Here is a 19,091-nt window from a genome sequence, read left to right as displayed (position 1 = left end):
ACTCAGTACGGTGCCTCGCGCCGGTCCATGTAGTGCTGGAGCCGCGCGGTGTCGGTGCCCGTCCAGCCCTTCGGCGGGAGCACCGAGGCCCAGGCCCGCACCGAGCCCGTGCCGTACCGGTGGCCGTGCGGCGCGTCCACCCCGTACGCGACGGCCATGTCCACGGTGGTCTGCCAGAAGGTCACCAGCGGGAACCAGTCGACCTCGGTCGTCACATCGGGACCCAGCGGCTCCTTGGTCCACTCGGGGCGGCTGAAGGCCAGGTCGGGGGTCCACCAGGCGATGGCGTCCGAGGCGTTCTGGAGGTAGACCACGCGCGGCTTCCCCCACACACCGGAGGGGCGCCGCAGGTCGCGTTCCGGGTACTGGGCGAAGCGGATGTTCTGCCCGCTCTCGAACTCCGGGCGCCACACCGGGCTTCCCTCGTCCCTGCGCGCGGTGATCTCGCTGCGCACCGGCGAGAACTCCGGGGAGCCCACCAGCACCGCGCCGTCCACCTTCGACAGCAGGTCGTCCACCCCGTGGAAGGACGCCTCGATGCCGTACGCGCCGAGGCTCTCGCCGAAGACCACCAGCTTGGGGCGCTCCTTCGGCGGCTCTTGGAGCCAGCGCTCCCTGACGGCCTTCACCAGCGCGCGGTTGGCGCGGCCCGCCTGCTCCTTGTCGACGAGGAACGAGGCCCAGCTCGGGAGGTAGGAGTACTGCATGGCGACGATCGCGGTGTCGCCGCCGTACAGGTACTCCAGGGGCTCGGCGTCCGTGGAGTTGACCCAGCCCATGCCGGTGGTGCCCGCGATCGCCAGCACCTTGCGGTCGAAGGCGCCGGTGCGCTCCAGCTCCCGCACCGCGAGCCGCGCCCCGGCCGCGTACCCGGAGGCGCTGCGGCGGCCCACGTAGACGCGTACGGGCTCCTTCGCCGGCCGGCCCGTCACCGCGCGGATCTGCCGTGCGGGCAGCGCAGAACCGGTGAAGTTGCGGCCCTCGTAGCCCAGTTGCCCCCACTTCAGGAGCGAGCCGGGGCCGCCCGCGACGAGCGGTGAACGCGGCCGGTGGATGCCGTCCTTGGTGTCCTGGTCGGTGCTCGCGGCGATGCGCGAGACCACGTCGATCACGCCGCGTTCGAAGACCACGTCGCGGGTGCCGAAGACCACCACCGTCGCGCTGACCGCGATCCCCAGCACCACGGCGACCGGGCGCGGCACGATCCTGCACAGCCCCCGCACCAGGGCGCGGGTGCCCAGCCGCACCGACCTGGCGAGCAGCAGCAGCGCGGTGAACAGCAGCACCGCGATCAGCGCGATCATCAGCGAGTGCCAGGTCAGGGTGGGCGGCAGGTGCTGGAGCGCGCGCAGCTTCCGTTGCAGGTGCGCGCTCTGGGACAGCCAGTACGCGGTGAGGCCGAAGGCCAGGACGTAGTACGCCAGCCAGGCGCGGGCCCGCCACCGCTCGCCGGGCCGCCAGGAGAACAGCCGCTTCGCCGCGGGCCGCAGTCCCCACAGGAGCAGGGCCCCGACGGCGTACCCCATCGCCGCGGTGATGCCGCCGATGACGCCCTGGAGGTACCAGGGCCGGGGCACCAGCGAGGGGGTGAGGGAGAGCCAGAAGAAGAGGGTGGCCGCACAGATGGCGATCAGATCAGGCCATCTGCGGACCAGCCGGGACGGATCGCTCCGGTCCCTGTACGGCCGCCGGGCGAAGGCGGTCACGGCGGGGCGCAGCCGCTGCCCGAGCCGCCGCGCGAGGGCGCGCGCCCGCTCCTTCTCCCCGGCCACGTCCCCCGTCGCCACCATGTGCTCTGCCCCGTCCGTTCCGCCGGTTCCCGCGTCAGCGTGCCCGCGGCCGACTCCGGCGGGCCCCGTTCACGCTACTGCTGACGCGGGGCGTGTCCTGCGGGTTGCTCCGGTGGCGGCGCGGGTGGCTCAGCCTCGACGGAGTTCAGGGATGGACTTTGTCCACCCGGTTGCCGACGCACTGTCGGCGGGTTTTCCTGGGGGTGGCGATCGCGAATCCCCTCAGCACACCCGTATCGGGAAGGCATGGTAATGACCGATCAGTCTCCATACACCACCACCAATGCCGGTATTCCGGTGGAGAGCGACGAGCATTCGCTCACCGTCGGTGCCGACGGTCCGATCCTTCTCCAGGACCACTACACCATCGAGAAGATGGCCCAGTTCAACCGCGAGCGGGTGCCCGAGCGGGTCGTGCACGCCAAGGGCTCCGGCGCGTACGGGGTCTTCGAGGTCACCAACGACGTCAGCCAGTACACCAAGGCCGACCTCTTCCAGCCGGGCAAGCGGACGCCGATGCTGGCGCGCTTCTCGACGGTGGCGGGGGAGCAGGGCAGCCCCGACACCTGGCGCGACCCGCGGGGCTTCGCGCTGAAGTTCTACACCGAGCAGGGCAACTACGACCTGGTCGGCAACAACACCCCGGTCTTCTTCGTCCGGGACACCATCAAGTTCCAGGACTTCATCCGCAGCCAGAAGCGGCGCATCGACACCGGGCTGCGGGACAACGACATGCAGTGGGACTTCTGGTCGCTCTCGCCGGAGTCCGCGCACCAGGTCACCTGGCTGATGGGGGACCGCGGCATCCCCAAGACGTACCGGCACATGAACGGCTACGGCTCGCACACGTACATGTGGGTCAACGGGGGCGGCGAGAAGTTCTGGGTGAAGTACCACTTCAAGACCGACCAGGGCATCGACTTCCTCACGCAGGAGGACGCGGACCGGCTGGCCGGCGAGGACGCCGACCTGCACCGGCGCGACCTGTCGGAGGCCATCGCGCGCGGCGACCACCCGTCCTGGACGCTCATGGTGCAGGTCATGCCGTTCGAGGACGCGCCGGACTACCGCTTCAACCCCTTCGACCTCACCAAGGTGTGGCCGCACGGCGACTACCCGCTCATCGAGGTCGGGCGGATGACGCTCAACAAGAACCCCGAGGACTTCTTCGTCCACATCGAGCAGGCCGCCTTCGAGCCCTCGAACCTGGTGCCCGGCATCGCGCCCTCGCCGGACAAGATGCTGCTCGGCCGGCTCTTCTCGTACCCCGACACCCACCGCTACCGGATCGGGCCGAACTACACGCAGCTCCCGCCCAACAAGCCGCACTCGCCGGTCAACTCCTATGCCAAGGACGGGCCGATGCGGTACGAGTCGCCGAACGTGTCGCGGCCCTACGCGCCCAACTCCTACGGCGGCCCCGCGGCGGCCAGCGAGCGGTTCACGCCCACCGGATGGGACGTGGAGCAGAGTGAGATGGTGCGGCACGCCTACACGCTGCGCAGCGAGGACGACGACTGGGGCCAGGCGGGCACGATGGTGCGGAACGTCCTGGACGACGCGGCGCGTGAGCGGCTGGTGAACAACATCTCCGGCCATCTGCTGGGCGGCGTCAGCAAGCCGGTGCTGGAGCGCGCGCTGCAGTACTGGCGGAACGTGGACAAGCAGCTCGGCGACCGGGTCGCCGCCAAGGTGAGCGGCGGCTGACCAGCGTAGATTCCCGGTCACAGTGCCCCGGAGGTCACCCCTTCGGGGCACTCTTCTCCGCGTCTATACACGTGATGTATACGCATGATGTAGAGTGCTCGGCATGTCCATAAGCCACACACTGCTGGGGCTCCTGGAGGAGTCCGGGCCACGCCACGGCTACGACCTCAAGCGCGCCTTCGACGAGCACTTCGGGTATGACAGGCCGCTCCACTACGGGCAGGTCTACTCGACCATGTCGCGGCTGCTGAAGAACGGTCTCGTGGAGGCCGCCGGGACCGAGGCGGGCGGCGGCCCCGAGCGCAAGCGGTATGCCATCACCGACGCCGGGGTCACCGACGTGCAGGACTGGCTGACCAGCCCGGAGAAGCCCGAGCCGTATCTGCAGAGCACGCTCTACACCAAGGTCGTGCTCGCGCTGCTCACCGGCAGGGACGCCGAATCCATGCTGGACGTGCAGCGCTCCGAGCACCTGCGGCTGATGCGCGACCTCACCCGTCGCAAGCAGTCGGGCGACCTGGCGGACCAGCTCATCTGCGACCACGCGCTGTTCCACCTGGAGGCCGACCTGCGCTGGCTGGAGCTGGCCACGGCGCGGCTGGACAAGCTCGCGGACGAGGTGCGCGGATGAGCGCCGGCGGAGTGGGCACGGGCGGAGCGGGCGCGGGCGAGGCGCTCCTGGACGCCAGAGAGCTGCACAAGGAGTACGGACAGACCAAGGCGCTCGACGGCGCGGGCTTCGCCATATCCGCCGGCGAGGTCGTCGCGGTGATGGGCCCCTCGGGCTCGGGCAAGTCCACGCTGCTGCACTGCCTCGCCGGAATCGTGAAGCCGGACTCCGGAGCGATCGGCTACCGGGGCCGGGCCATGACCGCGATGTCCGACGCGGAGCGCAGCGCGCTGCGGCGTACGGAGTTCGGGTTCGTGTTCCAGTTCGGCCAGTTGGTGCCCGAGCTGAGCTGCCTGGAGAACGCCGCGCTGCCGCTCCGGCTGACCGGCGTGCGGCGCAAGGAGGCCGAGCGCAGGGCCGGTGAGTGGCTGGAGCGCCTGGAGGTGGCCGACGTGGCCAAGCAGCGCCCCGGCGCGGTCTCGGGCGGCCAGTGCCAGCGGGTCGCCATGGCGCGGGCGTTGGTGGGCGAGCCCCGGGTGGTCTTCGCCGACGAGCCGACGGGCGCGCTCGACTCCCTCAACGGGGAGCGGGTCATGGACCTGCTGACCGGCGCGGCGCGGGACAACGGCGCCGCGGTCGTGCTGGTCACGCACGAGGCACGGGTCGCCGCGTACGCCGATCGCGAGGTCGTGGTGCGCGACGGCAGGGACCGCGGACTCGCGGTCGCGGTATGAGCGCCGGGAGGAACGTGGCTGTGAGCCGCCGTATGACCAGCGGGGCGAGCAGCGGCGCGATCTGTGGCATGACCGGCCGTGGCGTGATCAGCGGTGTGGCCGGTGGCGCGGCCGACGGTGCGAGCAGCGGCCTGACCAGCCGTGAAGCGAGCAGCGGCGTGACCAGCCGCGGCGCGACCGGCGGCCTGACCAGCCGTACGGGTCGCGGTGCGGGCGCGGCGCGGCGCGGAGGACGGACGGCCGGGGGAACGGCGTCCGGAGCAGGGACTGCCGGAGCGAGGACTGCCGGGGGAGCGGCATTCCGAGCAATGACAGCCGGGGGAATGACAGCCGGGGCGACGACCGCCGGGGGAACGACGAGCGGGAGAAGGACGGCATGAGCGGGGACAAGGGCGCCGGCCAGGGCGCCGGGGACGAGGGCGCGGACCAGCGCGCCGGCATGCGAGGGGGAGGGCGCTCCGACCAGGGCGCCGGCCCGGAGGGGGACAACGGCGGCGGCATGAGCAGCGCATCGATATGGGCCCGTGACCTGGGCATGGGGACACGCTTCGCCGTCACGGGGGGACGGCGGAACGTGCTCCGCACGGTGCTGACCGCGCTCGGCGTGGGCGTCGGCGTCGTGGTGCTGCTGCTCGCCGCCGCCCTGCCGAACATGGCGGAGGGCCGCCAGGCGCGCGGCGAGGCGCTGCTCGGCGCCGAGCACGGCAAGGGCGGACCGGCTCTGCTGATGGGCAGGGCGGACACCGAGTTCCGCGACTTCTCCGGCGAGAAGGAGATCAGCGGCGCGGTGATGCGGCCCGAGGGGAAGGGCGCGGGGAAGGGCGTGCCCACTCCGCCCGGTGCCGACAGGGTGCCGGGCCCCGGCGAGATGCTGGTCTCGCCCGAGCTGAAGAAGCTGCTGGACTCCGACGACGGCAAGGAGCTCGGGAAGCGCCTGGACGCGCGCGTCGTCGGCACCATCGGGCAGGACGGCCTGGAGGGCCCGGCCTCGATGGCGTACTACAAGGGCGTCGCGAGCCTGGACGCCGGCCGGGACGACGTCGAGCGCGTCACCGCCTTCCACGAGCCCGAGGGCGCGGGCGGCGGGATCGACTTCGGCACCGGCTCAGCGGGCGCGATGCTCGTGCTGATGACGGCGCTGGCCTGCGTGGTCCTGACCCTGCCCGTCGCGGTGTTCATCGGCGCCGCCGCACGGTTCGGCGGCGAGGCGCGGGACGCCAGGCTGGCCGCGCTGCGGCTGGTCGGCGCCGACGCGGCGACGGTGCGCAGGGTCGCGGCGGGCGAGTCGATGGCCGGCGCGCTGGGCGGACTCGCCGTCGGCGGCGCCCTGTTCGCGGTGCTGCGGGTGGTCGGGGAGCGCGTCAGGGTGGGCGGGCTGAGCTGGTTCACCTCAGACATCACCCCCGTACCGCTGCTGGCGCTGCTCGTGGTCGTGGCCGTCCCGGTGATCGCGGTCGTGGCGACGCTCGTCGCGATGCGCGCCGTCGCGGTCACGCCGTCCGGAGTGGTGCGGGAGACGGGCCGGCCGCGGCGCCGCTTCCTGTGGCGGCTGGCCTTTCCGGTGCTCGGCGTCCTGGTGCTGGTCGCCCAGGGCGCGATGAACGGCGGCATGAGCACGAATGTGAACATGCTCCCCGTCGTCGCCGGCATCGTCCTCGTGCTCGTCGGCGTCGTGCTGCTGCTGCCCTGGGTGGTGGAGCTGGCGCTCGGCAGGCTGCGCGGCGCGGGACCGCTGTCCTGGCAACTGGCCGTGCGGCGGCTCCAGTTGAACAGCGGCACGGCGAGCCGCGCGGTCGCGGGCATCGCGGTCGCCGTGGCCGGGGCCATCGCGCTCCAGCTCTTCTTCACCGGCACGAGCGCACGCGAGGAGCAGCAGGCCCAGAGCCGGGACCGCACCGCGCTCAGCGTCTTCGACATCAGCGGCAGGGCCACCGAAGGCCAGGTCGGCTCACTGCGGAAGCAGCTCGGGGACATGGACGGCGTGAAGGACTCCGCCGTGTACCGGCACGTGGCCGCCCGTAAGGGCAAGGGCGACGGCGTCGACGACGTGGCCATGCTCAACATCGCCGACTGCGGGACGCTCAAGAAGCTCGCCAGGGTCGACGACTGCCGCGACGGCCAGGTCTTCCGCGTGGGCAACGACGAGGTGGGGGCCGAGCCCCCGGGCACCCGCCTCACCCTGGCCGGCGGCGCCCACTGGACGGTGCCGGAGTCGGCCCGCACGGTCGACGCGCGGCCCAGCCCGACGCACGAGCCGGTCAACGGCGTGCTGGCCACGCCGGGCGCGTTCGGCGACACGAAGGTCAAGGGCGCGGACATGGCCGCCTGGATCCGCATGCCGGTGGACGACCCGAAGACGGTGGAGCAGGTGCGCACCGCCTTCTTCAAGGCCGACCCCGCGTACGGCGTGACGCAGCAGCGGCCCTCGGCCGTCGCCCGCGAGCACCTGTCGGTGGAGTCGGCGCTGTTCACCGGCGCGTGCGTGCTGCTGGCGCTGCTCGGCGCGAGCCTGGTGCTCAGCACGGTGGACCAGCTGCGGGAGCGCAAGCGGCAGTTGGCGGTCGTCTCGGCCTGCGGCGCGCGCCGCACGACGCTCGCGCTCTCCCTGCTGTGGCAGGCGATGGTGCCCATGGCGCTCGGGCTCGCGCTGGCGGTGGGCTTCGGCGTCGGACTCGGCTGGATGCTGCTGTGGGGCCTCGGCGCCCGCGTCGTGAACTGGTTCGAGTTCGTCCCCGTCGTGGGCGTCGGCGCGGGCATGACCGTCCTGGTCACCCTGCTGACGCTGCCCGCGCTGTGGCGCGTGACCCGGCCGGACGGACTGCGTACGGAGTAGGCCGCGGCGTACGGCATGAGGTTGCCGCGTGCGGAGTGAGGTTCGCGTACGTGGAGAGGGGCTCGACCCGCAGGGGTCGGGCCCCTCTTGCTCGGCGGACGCGTCTTGCTCGGCAGGCGCGGTGGTTGGCAAGGGCTGACCCCTCGGGCTAAAGTGCTATCACTTTGCTAAGCAGTGGTCGTCGACCACCGGCCACGGGACGGAACGGGGAGCATCCATGAGCGAACAGGGCGATCAGCAGGGCGGTACGCAGGACGGCGCGGTGCCGAAGATCCCGCGCGCCGAGGTCCGCGAGTCCGTGGCGAACAGCATCCCGGGAGGGCTCGCGCTGCTGCTCGGGCTGATCGGCTGCCTCGTCGGCGTCGGCGGGATCGCGAGCGGCGGAGCCCTCGCCTCGGGCGGCGCGCTGGGCGGCACGCTGGTGGTGCTCGGCATCCTGGTGCTGGTCGGCTCGCTGTTCGCGATGGCCGGGCTCAACATGGTCGCGCCCGGTGAGGCCCGCGTGGTGCAGCTCTTCGGCCGCTACACCGGCACCATCCGCAAGGACGGCCTGCGCTGGGTCAACCCGCTGACCAGCCGCACCAAGATCTCCACCCGTGTGCGGAACCACGAGACAGCCGTCCTCAAGGTCAACGACGCCTACGGCAACCCGATCGAGCTGGCCGCCGTGGTCGTCTGGCAGGTCGAGGACACCGCGCAGGCGACCTTCGCCGTGGACGACTTCATCGAGTTCGTCTCGACCCAGACCGAGGCGGCCGTACGGCACATCGCCATCGAGTACCCGTATGACGCGCACGACGAGGACGGCCTCTCGCTGCGCGGCAACGCCGAGGAGATCACCGAGAAGCTGGCGGCCGAGCTGACCGTACGGGTGCGGGCGGCGGGCGTCACCATCGTCGAGTCCCGCTTCACGCACCTCGCGTACGCGCCGGAGATCGCCTCCGCGATGCTCCAGCGCCAGCAGGCCGGCGCCGTGGTCGCGGCCCGCAAGACCATCGTCGACGGCGCCTGCGGGATGGTCGAGGACGCCATGGCCCGCATCACCGAGCAGGACTTCGTGGCGCTGGACGAGGAGCGCAAGGCGGCCATGGTCAGCAATCTGCTGGTGGTGCTGTGCGGCGACCGCTCGCCGCAGCCCGTGATGAACACCGGCACGCTCTACCAGTGAGCGGGACCGGCGGGAGCGACGACCGGCGACGGGACCGGTGAGCGACAGTGAGCGGGACCAGTGACTGACGAGCCGCGCGGGGCGCAGGAGCCGGAGGGGGAACCGGCCGCCGGGCGTCCCGCGCGCCGCGCGCGGCAGCAGCGCAAGCAGGTGCTGCTGCGGCTCGATCCGGCGATGCACGACGCGCTGGCCCGCTGGGCCTCGGACGAACTCCGTTCCACCAACGCGCAGATCGACTTCCTGCTGCGCAGGGCGCTGTCCGAGGCGGGCAGGCTGCCCCGCGGCGCCAGGCCGCACCCGCGCCGCGGACGTCCACCGGAGCGCGAGGAGGGGGACGGTGAGCAGGGCGGCGAGCCGGACGGCGGCCCGGGCTCAGCCCAGGACCCGGACGGGCAGTGAACGCACCGCGCTCCGCAGCGACTCGGCGAACGCGGTGAACTCCGCCTCCCGCGCCGCCCCGGCTCGCATCGCGAAGGCGATGCGCCGGGAGGGCGCGGGAGCGCCGAAGTAGCCGGTGGACAGCGACTCGTTGCGCGCCGTCTCCACCCGCAGCGCGGTACGGGGCAGCAGCGTGACGCCCATGCCGCCCGCCACGAGCTGCACCAGCGTGGACAGTCCGGCCGCGCTGGTGGTCACCGCGTTCTCGTCGCGGCCCACCTCGCGGCACACGTCCAGCGCCTGGTCGCGCAGGCAGTGCCCCTCGTCGAGCAGCAGCAGGTCCATCCCGCGCAGGGCCTCGCGGGGTACGTCGCCGCGCCCCGCGTACTCGTGCTCGCGCGGTGTGACCAGCACGAAGTCCTCGTCGAACAGCGGGAGTTCGGTGATCCACGGGGTCTCCAGCGGCACCGCGAGCAGCAGCAGGTCGAGCCGTCCCTGAGCCAGACCGTCCAGAAGCGAGGCCGTCTGCTCCTCGTGCACCTGGAGGTCCAGGTCGGGGTAGTCCTCGCGTACGAGGCGGAGCACGGTCGGCAGCAGGTACGGCGCGACCGTGGGGATCACGCCGAGCCTGAGCACCCCGGTGAACGGCGCGCGAGCGGCCTCCGCCTCCTCCAACAGCTCGCCGACGGCGTCGAGTACGCGGCGTGCGCGCACCGCCATGCGTTCCCCCGCCGGCGAGAGCAGCACCTTGCGCGTCGTACGCTCCAGGAGCTGCACGCCGAGTATGTCCTCCAGCGCGGAGACCGCGCCCGACAGAGCCGGCTGGCTCATGCCGATCGCGCCCGCCGCCTCCCTGAAGTGCAGATGTTCCGCCACGGCCGCGAAGGCGCGGAGCTGGGCGAGGCTGGGCTGGCGCTCGCGGCGGGCGCCGGGACTCGCAGGCACTGATAACCCCTTTCGATCAACTGTTGCAAGCCTAGCTATTTCCGCGATCAATGTGCCCTGTGGCAGTGTGGAGCCTGTCCAACCACCAGGAAGAGCCCCAAACAGGGGCGAATCCGCCCTGCAAGGAGTGCGTGTTGCTCACTGTCGGTGACAAGTTCCCCGAGTTCGATCTGACCGCCTGCGTCTCGCTGGAGAAGGGGCAGGAGTTCGAGCAGATCAACCACAAGACCTACGAGGGCAAGTGGAAGGTCATCTTCGCCTGGCCGAAGGACTTCACCTTCGTCTGCCCGACCGAGATCGCGGCCTTCGGCAAGCTGAACGAGGAGTTCGCCGACCGCGACGCGCAGGTCCTGGGCTTCTCCGGCGACTCCGAGTTCGTCCACCACGCCTGGCGCAAGGACCACGACGACCTGCGTGACCTGCCCTTCCCGATGATGGCCGACTCGAAGCACGAGCTGATGCGCGACCTGGGCATCGAGGGCGAGGACGGCTTCGCGCAGCGTGCCGTCTTCATCGTGGACCAGAACAACGAGATCCAGTTCACGATGGTGACCGCCGGCTCCGTCGGCCGTAACCCCAAGGAGGTCCTGCGGGTCCTCGACGCGCTGCAGACCGACGAGCTGTGCCCCTGCAACTGGACCTCGGGCGACGAGACGCTCGACCCGGTCAAGCTGCTGGCCGGTGAGTGATCAGCATGGCTCTCGATGACCTGAAGTCGGCGCTGCCCGACTACGCGAAGGACCTGAAGCTCAACCTGGGCTCCGTCATAGGCAACTCGGACCTGCCCAAGCAGCAGCTCTGGGGCACCGTGCTGGCCACCGCCATCGCGTCCCGCTCCGGCATCGTGCTGAAGGCGCTGGAGCCCGAGGCCAAGGCCGAGCTGAGCGACGAGGCGTACACCGCCGCGAAGTCCGCCGCCGCCATCATGGCGATGAACAACGTCTACTACCGGACCCGGCACCTGCTGTCGGACCCGGAGTACGGCACGATGCGCGCCGGTCTGCGGATGAACGTCATCGGCAACCCCGGTGTGGAGAAGGTCGACTTCGAGCTGTGGTCGCTCGCCGTCTCGGCGATCAACGGCTGCGGCATGTGCCTGGACTCGCACGAGCAGGTGCTGCGGAAGGCGGGCGTGGACCGCGAGACGATCCAGGAGGCGTTCAAGATCGCCTCGGTCGTCCAGGCGGTCGCGGCGACGCTGGACGCGGAGGCGCAGCTCGCCTGACGGCGTTAGTTGCCGCTAAAAGCGAAAAGGGGCCCGGGACTAACGTCCCGGGCCCTTCGCGCGCTCGCCCCACCTGGGTGTGGGCCGACCGGCCTTACAGGCTCAGTTCGAACCAGACCACCTTCCCCGTGGACAAGCGGGTCGCGCCCCAGCGGCGGGCCATGCGGTTGACCAAGTACAGGCCGCGGCCGCCCTCGTCGGTGGCCCGGGCCTGGCGGAGGCGCGGGAGCTGGGGGACGTCGTCGCCCACCTCGCACCGCAGCACGTCGGTCCGCAGCAGCCGCAGCGTGATCGGCCGTTCCGCATACCGCACGGCGTTCGTGACCACCTCGCTGACCAGCAACTCCACCTGGTCCGTGAGCTCGTCCAGACCCCACCGCGCGAGGGCGCGGCGGGCCAGCCTCCGTGCCTGGCCCGCCGTCTGCGCGCGCGGATCGAGGAACCAGTACGCCACATCGCTCGGCGCGATCCCGTCGAAGCGCGCGGCGAGCAGCGCGATGTCGTCGTCCCGGTCACCGGGCCCGAGGATGTCCAGCACCTCGTCGCACAGCGGCTCCAGCGGCGCCGAGGCGTCGGGCCGGGTGAGCCGCGCCGTCTCGGTCAGCTTCTCCCGCAGGTGCTCGATGCCGGTCCACACGTCGCGGGCCCGGGACTCGACCAGTCCGTCGGTGTAGAGGAGCAGCGTCGCCCCCGCCGGCGCGTCGAGTTCGACCGCCTCGAAGTCGACGCCGCCGACGCCGATCGGCGCGCCGGCCGGTATCCGCAAGACCTCGGCGCGGCCCCCTCGGTGCAGCATCACCGGCGGCGGATGGCCCGCGTTCGCGACCACTATCCGGTGCGCGACCGGGTCGTAGACCGCGTACAGACAGGTGGCCATGCGGTCGCTGCCGAGCCGCTGGGCCTGCTCGTCCAGATGGTGGAGCACCTCCTGCGGCGGCAGGTCGAGCCCGGCCAGCGTCTGCGCCGTCGTACGGAGCTGGCCCATGATCGCGGCCGACGTCATGGAGTGGCCCATCACGTCGCCCACGACGAGCGCCACCCGGCTGCCGGGCAGCGGGATCGCGTCGTACCAGTCGCCGCCGACCCGCGCGGTCTCGGCGGCCGGCAGGTAGCGGCTGGCGAGCTGGCAGCCTGTGGGCTGCGGCAACTCGTCGGGGAGCATGGTGCGTTGCAGCTCGTCGGCGATGTACGCCTCGCGCCCGTACAGCACGGCCTTGTCCACGCCGAGTGCCGTGTGGGTGGCGAGCTGGGCCGCCACCAGCAGGTCCTCGGGGTCGAACGCGGGCCGCTCGGGGCGGCGCAGGAAGACCGCGGCGCCGATGACTCTTCGCCGCCCGCGCAGCGGGGCCAGGATCGCGCGGTGCCCCGTGGGCAACTCCCGCCCCGGGCCGAGCAGTTCGGGCAGCGCGGCGCGCGCCACGGGCGACTCGGCGAACACGGGCCGCACCCCGCGCAGCACCTCCGCCAGCGGTCCTCCGCCCTCCACCTCGGCGTACTCGGTGGCGGCCGAGGCGTCGTCGGGCAGCGCGTTCAGCGCCGTACCGGCCTGCGGCGGCTGGCCCGAGTGCACGGCCTGCGGCGGCCCGTCGGGGATGCGGTCGCTGCGCCGCAGCCGGAGCACGAAGGGCCCGGTGGGCCGCTCGTCGCCGACCGGCAGCGGGTCGCGGAGGTAGACCAGGATGGCGTCCGCGTACGCCGGGACGCTGGCCCTGCACAGGCCGAGCACCGTCTCGTCCAGGTCCATGCCGCGGGCGATCCTGCGGGTGGCGGCGCCCACGAAGCGCAGCCGGTCACCGCCGCGCCGCTCGCGCTCGGCACCCTCGGCCTCGACGCCGGGGACCGTGCCCCCGCCGTTGCCCCCGTTCCCGCCGGAGCCGGTGCCGGTGCCGTTGCCGCCGCCCGTGCCGCCGTTCGCCGGCTCGGGGCGTACGGGCTCCGGCTGGGCCGACGCGGGCGCGGGCTGCTGCGGGATCTCCCGCTCGTCCGGGCTCACGGCGGAACCCGGCGATCCCGGCGCCTCCGGAGGCGGCTGGTCCTCGGGCACCGCCGAGTGCTCGGCGCCGCCGCCGTGCTCGTCGGCCGTGGCCCGCGGCTCGCGGGGCAGGGGTGTGCCACCGCGCGGCCCTCTCCGTTCGGCCGGTGCGGGGGTGGGGGGTTGGTCCGCGGCGGAGACGCGGCGCGCCCTGGGGGCGCCGCTCGCCGCCGGCGATTCATGCTCCGTCACGCGTTCGGTTTCCATCCATCCGGGGCCGCGCGTCGGTGCGCGCCCAGCGCGGGGTGCCCAGGAGTCCTACGGGCGTCGTCGGCAGTGCAGAAAGAGCTGGATCTCGGGTGGTACATCGGTGCTCGCCGGAGCGTAGGCATAGGCGTCCTCCCCGACGACCTCGAAACCCGCCTCGCGCACGACACGGCGCAAGTCGTCCCGCAGATAGCCGGATACCCGGATCGTGTGGCCCAAGAACGGGATCGGGAAGTCATCGACATCCGCCTCCACCATCCCCAGCGCGAGCGGGGCGCCGCTCCGCAGCCGGCCGTGCAGCATGCGCAGCGCGGCAGGGATCTCCCCGCGCGGCAGCATCAGCAGCGAGAAGAACGCGGCGGCGCCGTCGAACGGGCCGAGCCCGCTCGCCTCCACCTCGGCGATGTCCAGCTTGTGGAACTCGCCCGACGGCACGTTGTCGCGGCACAGCTTCAGCATCCCGGGGGACAGGTCGACGCCGGTCACCAGGTGCCCCGCGTCGGCCAGCTGGCGGGCCGTGGGCACCCCCGTGCCGCAGCCGAGGTCCAGGACGCGGGAGCCGGGCGGCATCTGGTCCGCCAGCCACGCGCCGGAGGCCCGCTGGCCGTCCTTGTGCGGGAAGGCGTCGTCGTAGCGCTCGCCGATGGCGTCGAAGGACTCGGCCTGCCCGTCGCGGTCGATGCCGGACCGGTCGAACCCCTCGTCAGCGCCACGGCCGTCTGTGCTGCTCACGCCAGGGCTCCTCTCCGGCCGCGCGGCAAGTCCCCTTAACAGACGGGGGAGTTGGACGACGGTGCTCTCGACAGTGCTGGCTGGGTCCTGCTGATGCTGGCTGACTGTGCTGGCTGTGCGGGTCTGCCGCGCTGACTGACTGCGTGGTTACGGATGTTGATCCTACGTTTACCGTACGGGGGCACAGCAAGAGGTTCCGGCGGTACGGCGTGCGAGTGTGTTGAAAGTGCGGCTCCGCTGTGCTTCTCCCGTGCGTTTTCGGCCCCTGTGTGGCCGAGTCGCGCCGGTCGCCGAGTGCGCCGTTGTGCGCCTGTGCCGAGGGCGCGCCGGTGTTCGGAATCCGGCGTTCCGGCAGCAGTCGGTACGAGGTCCCCGCGCGGCCCCCGGAGCGGTCAGGCGCGCTCCACCGGCACCGGCGCCCGGTCCCAGTCCTCGGGGAGGCGCGGCACGGGCCAGTGCGGGTCGGGCCGCCAGTCCTCCCAGCCGTCGGCGAACGGCGAGGCCCAGGCGCGCACTTCGCGCAGCGCCCGCTCGCCCGCGGCGCGCACCGCGGCGGCCTGCCCGGCGCCCATCAGGCCCACGCGCTGCGCCTCGGCGAACTCGTCCTCGTCCCGCCACAGCCAACTGCCGTCCGGGTAGACCGAGATGTCGAGGAAGTGGTCCTCGGAGTCGACGCCGCCGGCCCAGCGGCGGCGCGGCTCCTCCAGGTTCACGTAGAAGTTCTTGAACTCCCAGTCCCGCTCCCAGAACAGCCACACCGACCACGGGTCGCCCGGCCGCGCCAGCTTCAGCACGCCGGTGCCGAACCAGCGCGAGAGCGCGGTCGTACGGGGCTTGGTGTAGCGGGTCTCCAGCGGCTCCTGGTGCACCGGCGTGCCGTCGGCCAGCTCGGGCTTGACGCACACGGTGCCGGGCGCCATCCACACGGCGAGCAGCTCGGAGGTGTCGGTGACGACGGTGACGGGGCGGCAGATGTGCGGGTGGGCCGCGCCGTTGGCGCGGTAGCGCCAGAGGATCTGCGTGCCGGTGGGCCAGTGCCCCTGCGCTTGCGCCGCTCCCGCGGCCGGTGCCGTCTCCGCCGTCATGCGCAGATACTAGGCGCGGCCGCGGGCGTGCGCCGTGACCGTACACACATGGCGCAGCGCCTTCCGCTACGCGGCGGAGGGCCGGTGCGGAAGGCGCTGCTCAGCGTGACGGACGGCGGCTCGGGGCGCACCGCGCACGCCCCCGCGGATCACCTCTCGCGGATCACGGCACGAGGCTCACGCCGCGCCGCTCACGGGTGGGTCATGCGCAGCACGTCCAGCGCCTCGTCGAGCTGTGCCTCGGTGAGGTCGCCGCGCTCCACGTGGCCCGCGGCGATCACCGCCTCGCGGATGGTGAGGCGCTCGGCCAGGGCGCGCTTGGCGACGGCCGCCGCCGCCTCGTACCCGATGTACTTGTTGAGCGGGGTGACCACCGAGGGCGAGGACTCGGCGAACGTACGCGCGCGCTCGGCGTTCGCGGTGATGCCGTCCACCGTGCGGTCGGCCAGCAGGCGGGCCGCGTTGGAGAGCAGCCGCACCGACTCCAGCAGGTTCTTGGCCATGACGGGGAGCATCACGTTGAGCTCGAAGTTGCCCGCCGCCCCGGCCGCGGCGACCGTCGCGTCATTGCCCGTGACCTGCGCGGACACCATCAGCACCGCCTCCGGGATCACCGGGTTGACCTTCCCCGGCATGATCGAGGACCCCGGCTGGAGGTCCGGCAGGCTGATCTCCGCGAGCCCGGTCATCGGGCCGGAGGCCATCCAGCGCAGGTCGTTGCAGATCTTGGTGAGCCCGGCCGCGATGGTGCGGAGCTGCCCCGAGGTCTCCACCAGGCCGTCCCTGGCGCCCTGCGCCTCGAAGTGGTCGCGCGCCTCGGTCAGCGGCAGCCCGGTGCGCCGCGCCACCTCGGCGATCACCTTCGGCGAGAAGCCGGGCGGCGTGTTGATGCCGGTGCCCACCGCGGTGCCGCCGAGCGGGAGTTCGGCCAGCCGGGGCAGCGCCGAGCGCAGCCGCTCGACCCCGTACCGCACCTGCGCCGCGTAGCCGCCGAACTCCTGGCCCAGGGTCACCGGCGTGGCGTCCATCAGGTGCGTCCGGCCCGACTTCACGACCTCGGCGAACTCCTCGGACTTGCGCGCGAGGGCCTGCTCCAGGTGCTCCAGCGCCGGGATCAGGTCGGCGTTCACGGCGGCCGTCGCCGCGATGTGGATGGAGGAGGGGAAGACGTCGTTGGACGACTGGCTGGCGTTGACGTGGTCGTTGGGGTGTACGGGGCTGCCGAGCCGCTCCGTGGCGAGGGTGGCGACGACCTCGTTCATGTTCATGTTGGAGGACGTGCCGGAGCCCGTCTGGAAGACGTCCACGGGGAACTCCGCGTCCCAGCGCCCGTCCGCCACCTCCTCGGCGGCCTCCTGGACGGCGTGCGCCAAGTCCGCCTCCAGCACGCCCAGTTCGGCGTTGACCACGGCGGCCGCCGCCTTGATGCGGGCCAGCGCCTCGATGTGGGCGCGCTCCAGGCGCTGCCCGCTGACGGGGAAGTTCTCGACCGCGCGCTGTGTCTGCGCGCGCCACTTGGCGTCGGCCGGTACCCGCACCTCGCCCATCGAGTCGTGCTCGACGCGGTACCCGGGGTCCCCCGAGGGGTTGCCGCCGTGGGCGTCCCGTGCGCTGTCGGTCATGGTCGTCGCGCCTCCTGTCGCTCGTGCTGCTCGTGATCCGCGTCGTCCCCGCCGTCCTCACACGTCAGCGTCCTGCACGCGGCGCGCATTCCGCACCGGACGCGCGGGTCCCGGCGGACGGGCGGGTCCGATCGGGCGCACGGGTCTACGGGTGCCTCGATTCGGCCTCCGGACCGCCCACCCCGCCGAAGGCCAGCTCGTGCGCGGTGAGCGCCACGTGCAGCGACAGCAGCGAGCGGGGGTCGTCCAGCGCCACGCCGAGCAGGCGCTCCAGCCGCGCCAGCCGGTCGTAGTACGCCGTACGGGAGAGGTGCGCGGCCGCCGCGCCCGCCGACTTGTTGCCGCCGCTCGCGCAGTGCACCCGCAGCAGCTCCAGCAGCCGCGGCCCGTCCGGGTGCTCCAGCAGCGGCGCGAGCTCGCGCTGGACGAAGGCGGACAGCCGCGGGTCGTCGCGGAGCAGGAGCAGCAGCCCGGTGAGCCGGGTGTCGGCGAGCCGCGCGCAGCCCTTGAGCGGCGGCCCGCCGGCCGCTGCGGAGGCGGCGGCGGGCGAGGACGCGGTGGCCTCCGCGACCTGCACGGCCTCGGCGAGCGTGCGGCGCGCCGCGGCGGGCGAACTCGCGGCGCTCCCGCAGGCCACCACCACGGGCGGCCCGTCACCCTGCCCGCCGCCCAGCCCGGCCGCCGCCGCATGCCGTACGCCGTCGGCGAGCGCATCGCACACCGGGCCAGGCTCGGTACCGGGGTCCAGCGTCACCAGCGCCTGCACCGTCGTGTCGTCCAGCGCCGCCACCAGCGCGGGGTGCCCCGCACGGCGGGTGGCCTCCGTCGTGGCCTCGGCCAGGTCCCGCAGCAACTGCTGGGTGGCCAGCGCGGGCGCCCCCGACACCCCGGTGCAGGGCCGCACCGCGAGGCCGACCAGCGCGCCGCGTTCCAGGTCGACGCCCAACGCGGCGGCGCGCGCCGTCAGTTCGGGATGCCGCGCCCTGTCCTCGGGGTCCGGGGCCACGGATCCCGCCCCACCGGTCGCGGCGTCGCCGCCCGGCCTGCCGAACTCGCCCCGCGCGCCCAGCTCGGTGAGCAGCGTCCTGTGCGCCTGCCGCTCCAGGGTGTCCCGGTCGCGCGACACCAGCCGCCCCACGGCCAGCGCGGAGGCGGCCCGCTCGGCCGTCACCACGTGCCTGTGCGCGGGCGGCGCCGAGGAGAGCAGCACGAGCCGGCCCCAGTCGTCGCCGCGCGCCCCGACGACGGTGACCAGCGCGCCGTGCTCGGCGTCCCAGCCCGTACGGCTGCCGTCCGGTATGCGAACGGCGCGGGAGCGGTTGCGCCAGTCCTCCAGCAGCCGCCCCGGCGAGCCGCCCGCCGCGTCGTACGCCAGCACGTCGTGTCCCAGGGTCTCCAGCACCACGGGCAGGCCCGCGGTGCGCACCACCTCGCGCAGCACCTCGGCGTGCCCGGCGCCCGCGACGGTCAGCTCGGTGAACACCTCGTGTATCTGCTCGGCCGCGCGCAGCTCCGCGAGCTGCGCGTCCCGTATGAGCCCGCTGACCGCCTCGGTCGCCTCCGCGAAGCGGATCTCCTCGCCGAGCACCACGAGCGGCAGGCCGTGCGCCTCGGCCGCGCGCACGAGCGCCGGAGGAGGGCCCTCGGGCCAGCGGCGTACCAGCTCCAGGACGATCCCGGCGGCGCCGACCTCGGCCAGCGCGCGCACGTAGGCGTCCAGCTCGCGCGGGCCCTCGGGGAGCGCGATGCCGGTGGTCAGGACCAGTTCGCCGCCGGAGAGCAGCCCGGCGATGTCGGCGATCTCCGAGACGTGCACCCAGCGCACGGCCCGGTCCAGCGAGCCGTGCCCGGTGAGCACCCGCGGCTTGCCCGCGCGCAGTCCTGGCAGCGCGAGGATGTCGCCGAGGGTGGGGAGCGCGAGGACGTCGGGGGACATGGTTCTCCGTACGGGGTCGGGGCGCGGCTCGCGAGGGGGAGTGGTGCGCGAGGCGGCGGCGCGCGGTGGGGCGTGCGCGGGCCCGAC

At 73.0% G+C, this 19,091-nt stretch carries 15 protein-coding genes; 8 read left to right on the top strand and 7 right to left on the bottom strand.

Annotation, left to right across the window (positions count from 1 at the left end; translation table 11 throughout):
* Nucleotides 1-2: 2 nt before the first annotated feature.
* The gene (locus tag ABEE00_RS23610; protein WP_345747629.1) at nt 3-1,790 is read right to left on the bottom strand and encodes an alpha/beta hydrolase; all 1,788 of its coding nucleotides are present in this window, start codon (nt 1,788-1,790) and stop codon (nt 3-5) included.
* Nucleotides 1,791-2,042: 252 nt separating this feature from the next.
* Between ABEE00_RS23610 and ABEE00_RS23605 the strand changes: the two genes are divergently transcribed.
* From ABEE00_RS23605 to ABEE00_RS23580, 6 genes are all read left to right on the top strand, one after another.
* Entirely contained in the window at nt 2,043-3,497 is a 1,455-nt protein-coding gene (locus ABEE00_RS23605; RefSeq protein WP_345747628.1) for a catalase, read from the top strand.
* A gap of 103 nt (nt 3,498-3,600) precedes the next feature.
* Nucleotides 3,601-4,128: a PadR family transcriptional regulator gene (locus ABEE00_RS23600; protein WP_345747627.1), complete on the top strand. Its 528-nt coding sequence runs from the start codon at nt 3,601-3,603 to the stop codon at nt 4,126-4,128.
* Nucleotides 4,125-4,841, top strand: a complete 717-nt coding sequence (locus tag ABEE00_RS23595) for an ABC transporter ATP-binding protein (protein ID WP_345747626.1) — start codon at nt 4,125-4,127, stop codon at nt 4,839-4,841. The genes ABEE00_RS23600 and ABEE00_RS23595 overlap by 4 nt, the downstream gene beginning before the upstream one ends.
* A gap of 376 nt (nt 4,842-5,217) precedes the next feature.
* Nucleotides 5,218-7,674, top strand: coding sequence for an FtsX-like permease family protein (locus tag ABEE00_RS23590; protein WP_345747625.1), 2,457 nt, complete (start codon nt 5,218-5,220; stop codon nt 7,672-7,674).
* 217 nt (nt 7,675-7,891) lie between these two features.
* Complete coding sequence (locus tag ABEE00_RS23585) at nt 7,892-8,842, top strand: SPFH domain-containing protein (RefSeq protein WP_345747624.1); 951 nt, start codon at nt 7,892-7,894, stop codon at nt 8,840-8,842.
* Between the two features lie 60 nt (nt 8,843-8,902).
* A complete protein-coding gene (locus ABEE00_RS23580) occupies nt 8,903-9,241 on the top strand; it encodes a type II toxin-antitoxin system antitoxin (protein ID WP_451918654.1) in 339 nt (112 codons plus the stop codon).
* On the opposite strand, the gene ABEE00_RS23575 is transcribed toward ABEE00_RS23580, so the two are convergent.
* Nucleotides 9,215-10,165, bottom strand: a complete 951-nt coding sequence (locus ABEE00_RS23575; RefSeq protein ID WP_345747623.1) for a hydrogen peroxide-inducible genes activator — start codon at nt 10,163-10,165, stop codon at nt 9,215-9,217. The genes ABEE00_RS23580 and ABEE00_RS23575 overlap by 27 nt on opposite strands.
* Before the next feature lie 134 nt (nt 10,166-10,299).
* On the opposite strand from ABEE00_RS23575, the gene ABEE00_RS23570 reads away from it, so the two are divergent.
* Nucleotides 10,300-10,854 carry a peroxiredoxin gene (locus ABEE00_RS23570; protein WP_345747622.1) on the top strand — a complete coding sequence of 185 codons (555 nt, stop codon included), beginning with the start codon at nt 10,300-10,302 and terminating at the stop codon, nt 10,852-10,854.
* A 5-nt stretch (nt 10,855-10,859) separates the two neighbouring features.
* On the top strand, nt 10,860-11,390 hold the full coding sequence (locus tag ABEE00_RS23565; protein WP_345747621.1) for an alkyl hydroperoxide reductase: 531 nt from the start codon (nt 10,860-10,862) through the stop codon (nt 11,388-11,390).
* 94 nt (nt 11,391-11,484) lie between these two features.
* Here the strand turns inward: ABEE00_RS23565 and ABEE00_RS23560 are convergent, their stop codons facing one another.
* From ABEE00_RS23560 to ABEE00_RS23540, 5 genes are all read right to left on the bottom strand, one after another.
* A complete protein-coding gene (locus tag ABEE00_RS23560; RefSeq protein WP_345747620.1) occupies nt 11,485-13,629 on the bottom strand; it encodes a SpoIIE family protein phosphatase in 2,145 nt (714 codons plus the stop codon).
* A 51-nt stretch (nt 13,630-13,680) separates the two neighbouring features.
* Nucleotides 13,681-14,361 carry a class I SAM-dependent DNA methyltransferase gene (locus ABEE00_RS23555; RefSeq protein WP_345747619.1) on the bottom strand — a complete coding sequence of 227 codons (681 nt, stop codon included), beginning with the start codon at nt 14,359-14,361 and terminating at the stop codon, nt 13,681-13,683.
* A gap of 392 nt (nt 14,362-14,753) precedes the next feature.
* Nucleotides 14,754-15,446: a cytidylyl-2-hydroxypropylphosphonate hydrolase gene (gene fomD / locus ABEE00_RS23550; RefSeq protein ID WP_345747618.1), complete on the bottom strand. Its 693-nt coding sequence runs from the start codon at nt 15,444-15,446 to the stop codon at nt 14,754-14,756.
* A gap of 191 nt (nt 15,447-15,637) precedes the next feature.
* Nucleotides 15,638-17,068: a class II fumarate hydratase gene (locus tag ABEE00_RS23545; protein WP_345747617.1), complete on the bottom strand. Its 1,431-nt coding sequence runs from the start codon at nt 17,066-17,068 to the stop codon at nt 15,638-15,640.
* A 145-nt stretch (nt 17,069-17,213) separates the two neighbouring features.
* Nucleotides 17,214-19,004 (bottom strand): PucR family transcriptional regulator, encoded by a 1,791-nt coding sequence (locus ABEE00_RS23540; protein WP_345747616.1) that lies wholly within the window; start codon nt 19,002-19,004, stop codon nt 17,214-17,216.
* Between the last annotated feature and the right edge of the window lie 87 nt (nt 19,005-19,091).

The organism is Streptomyces odontomachicola (assembly GCF_039605595.1).
Lineage (GTDB): Bacteria > Actinomycetota > Actinomycetes > Streptomycetales > Streptomycetaceae > Streptomyces.
The sequence above is the reverse complement of the archived record's forward strand: the minus strand, read 5'-3'. Positions and strand labels throughout refer to the sequence as shown.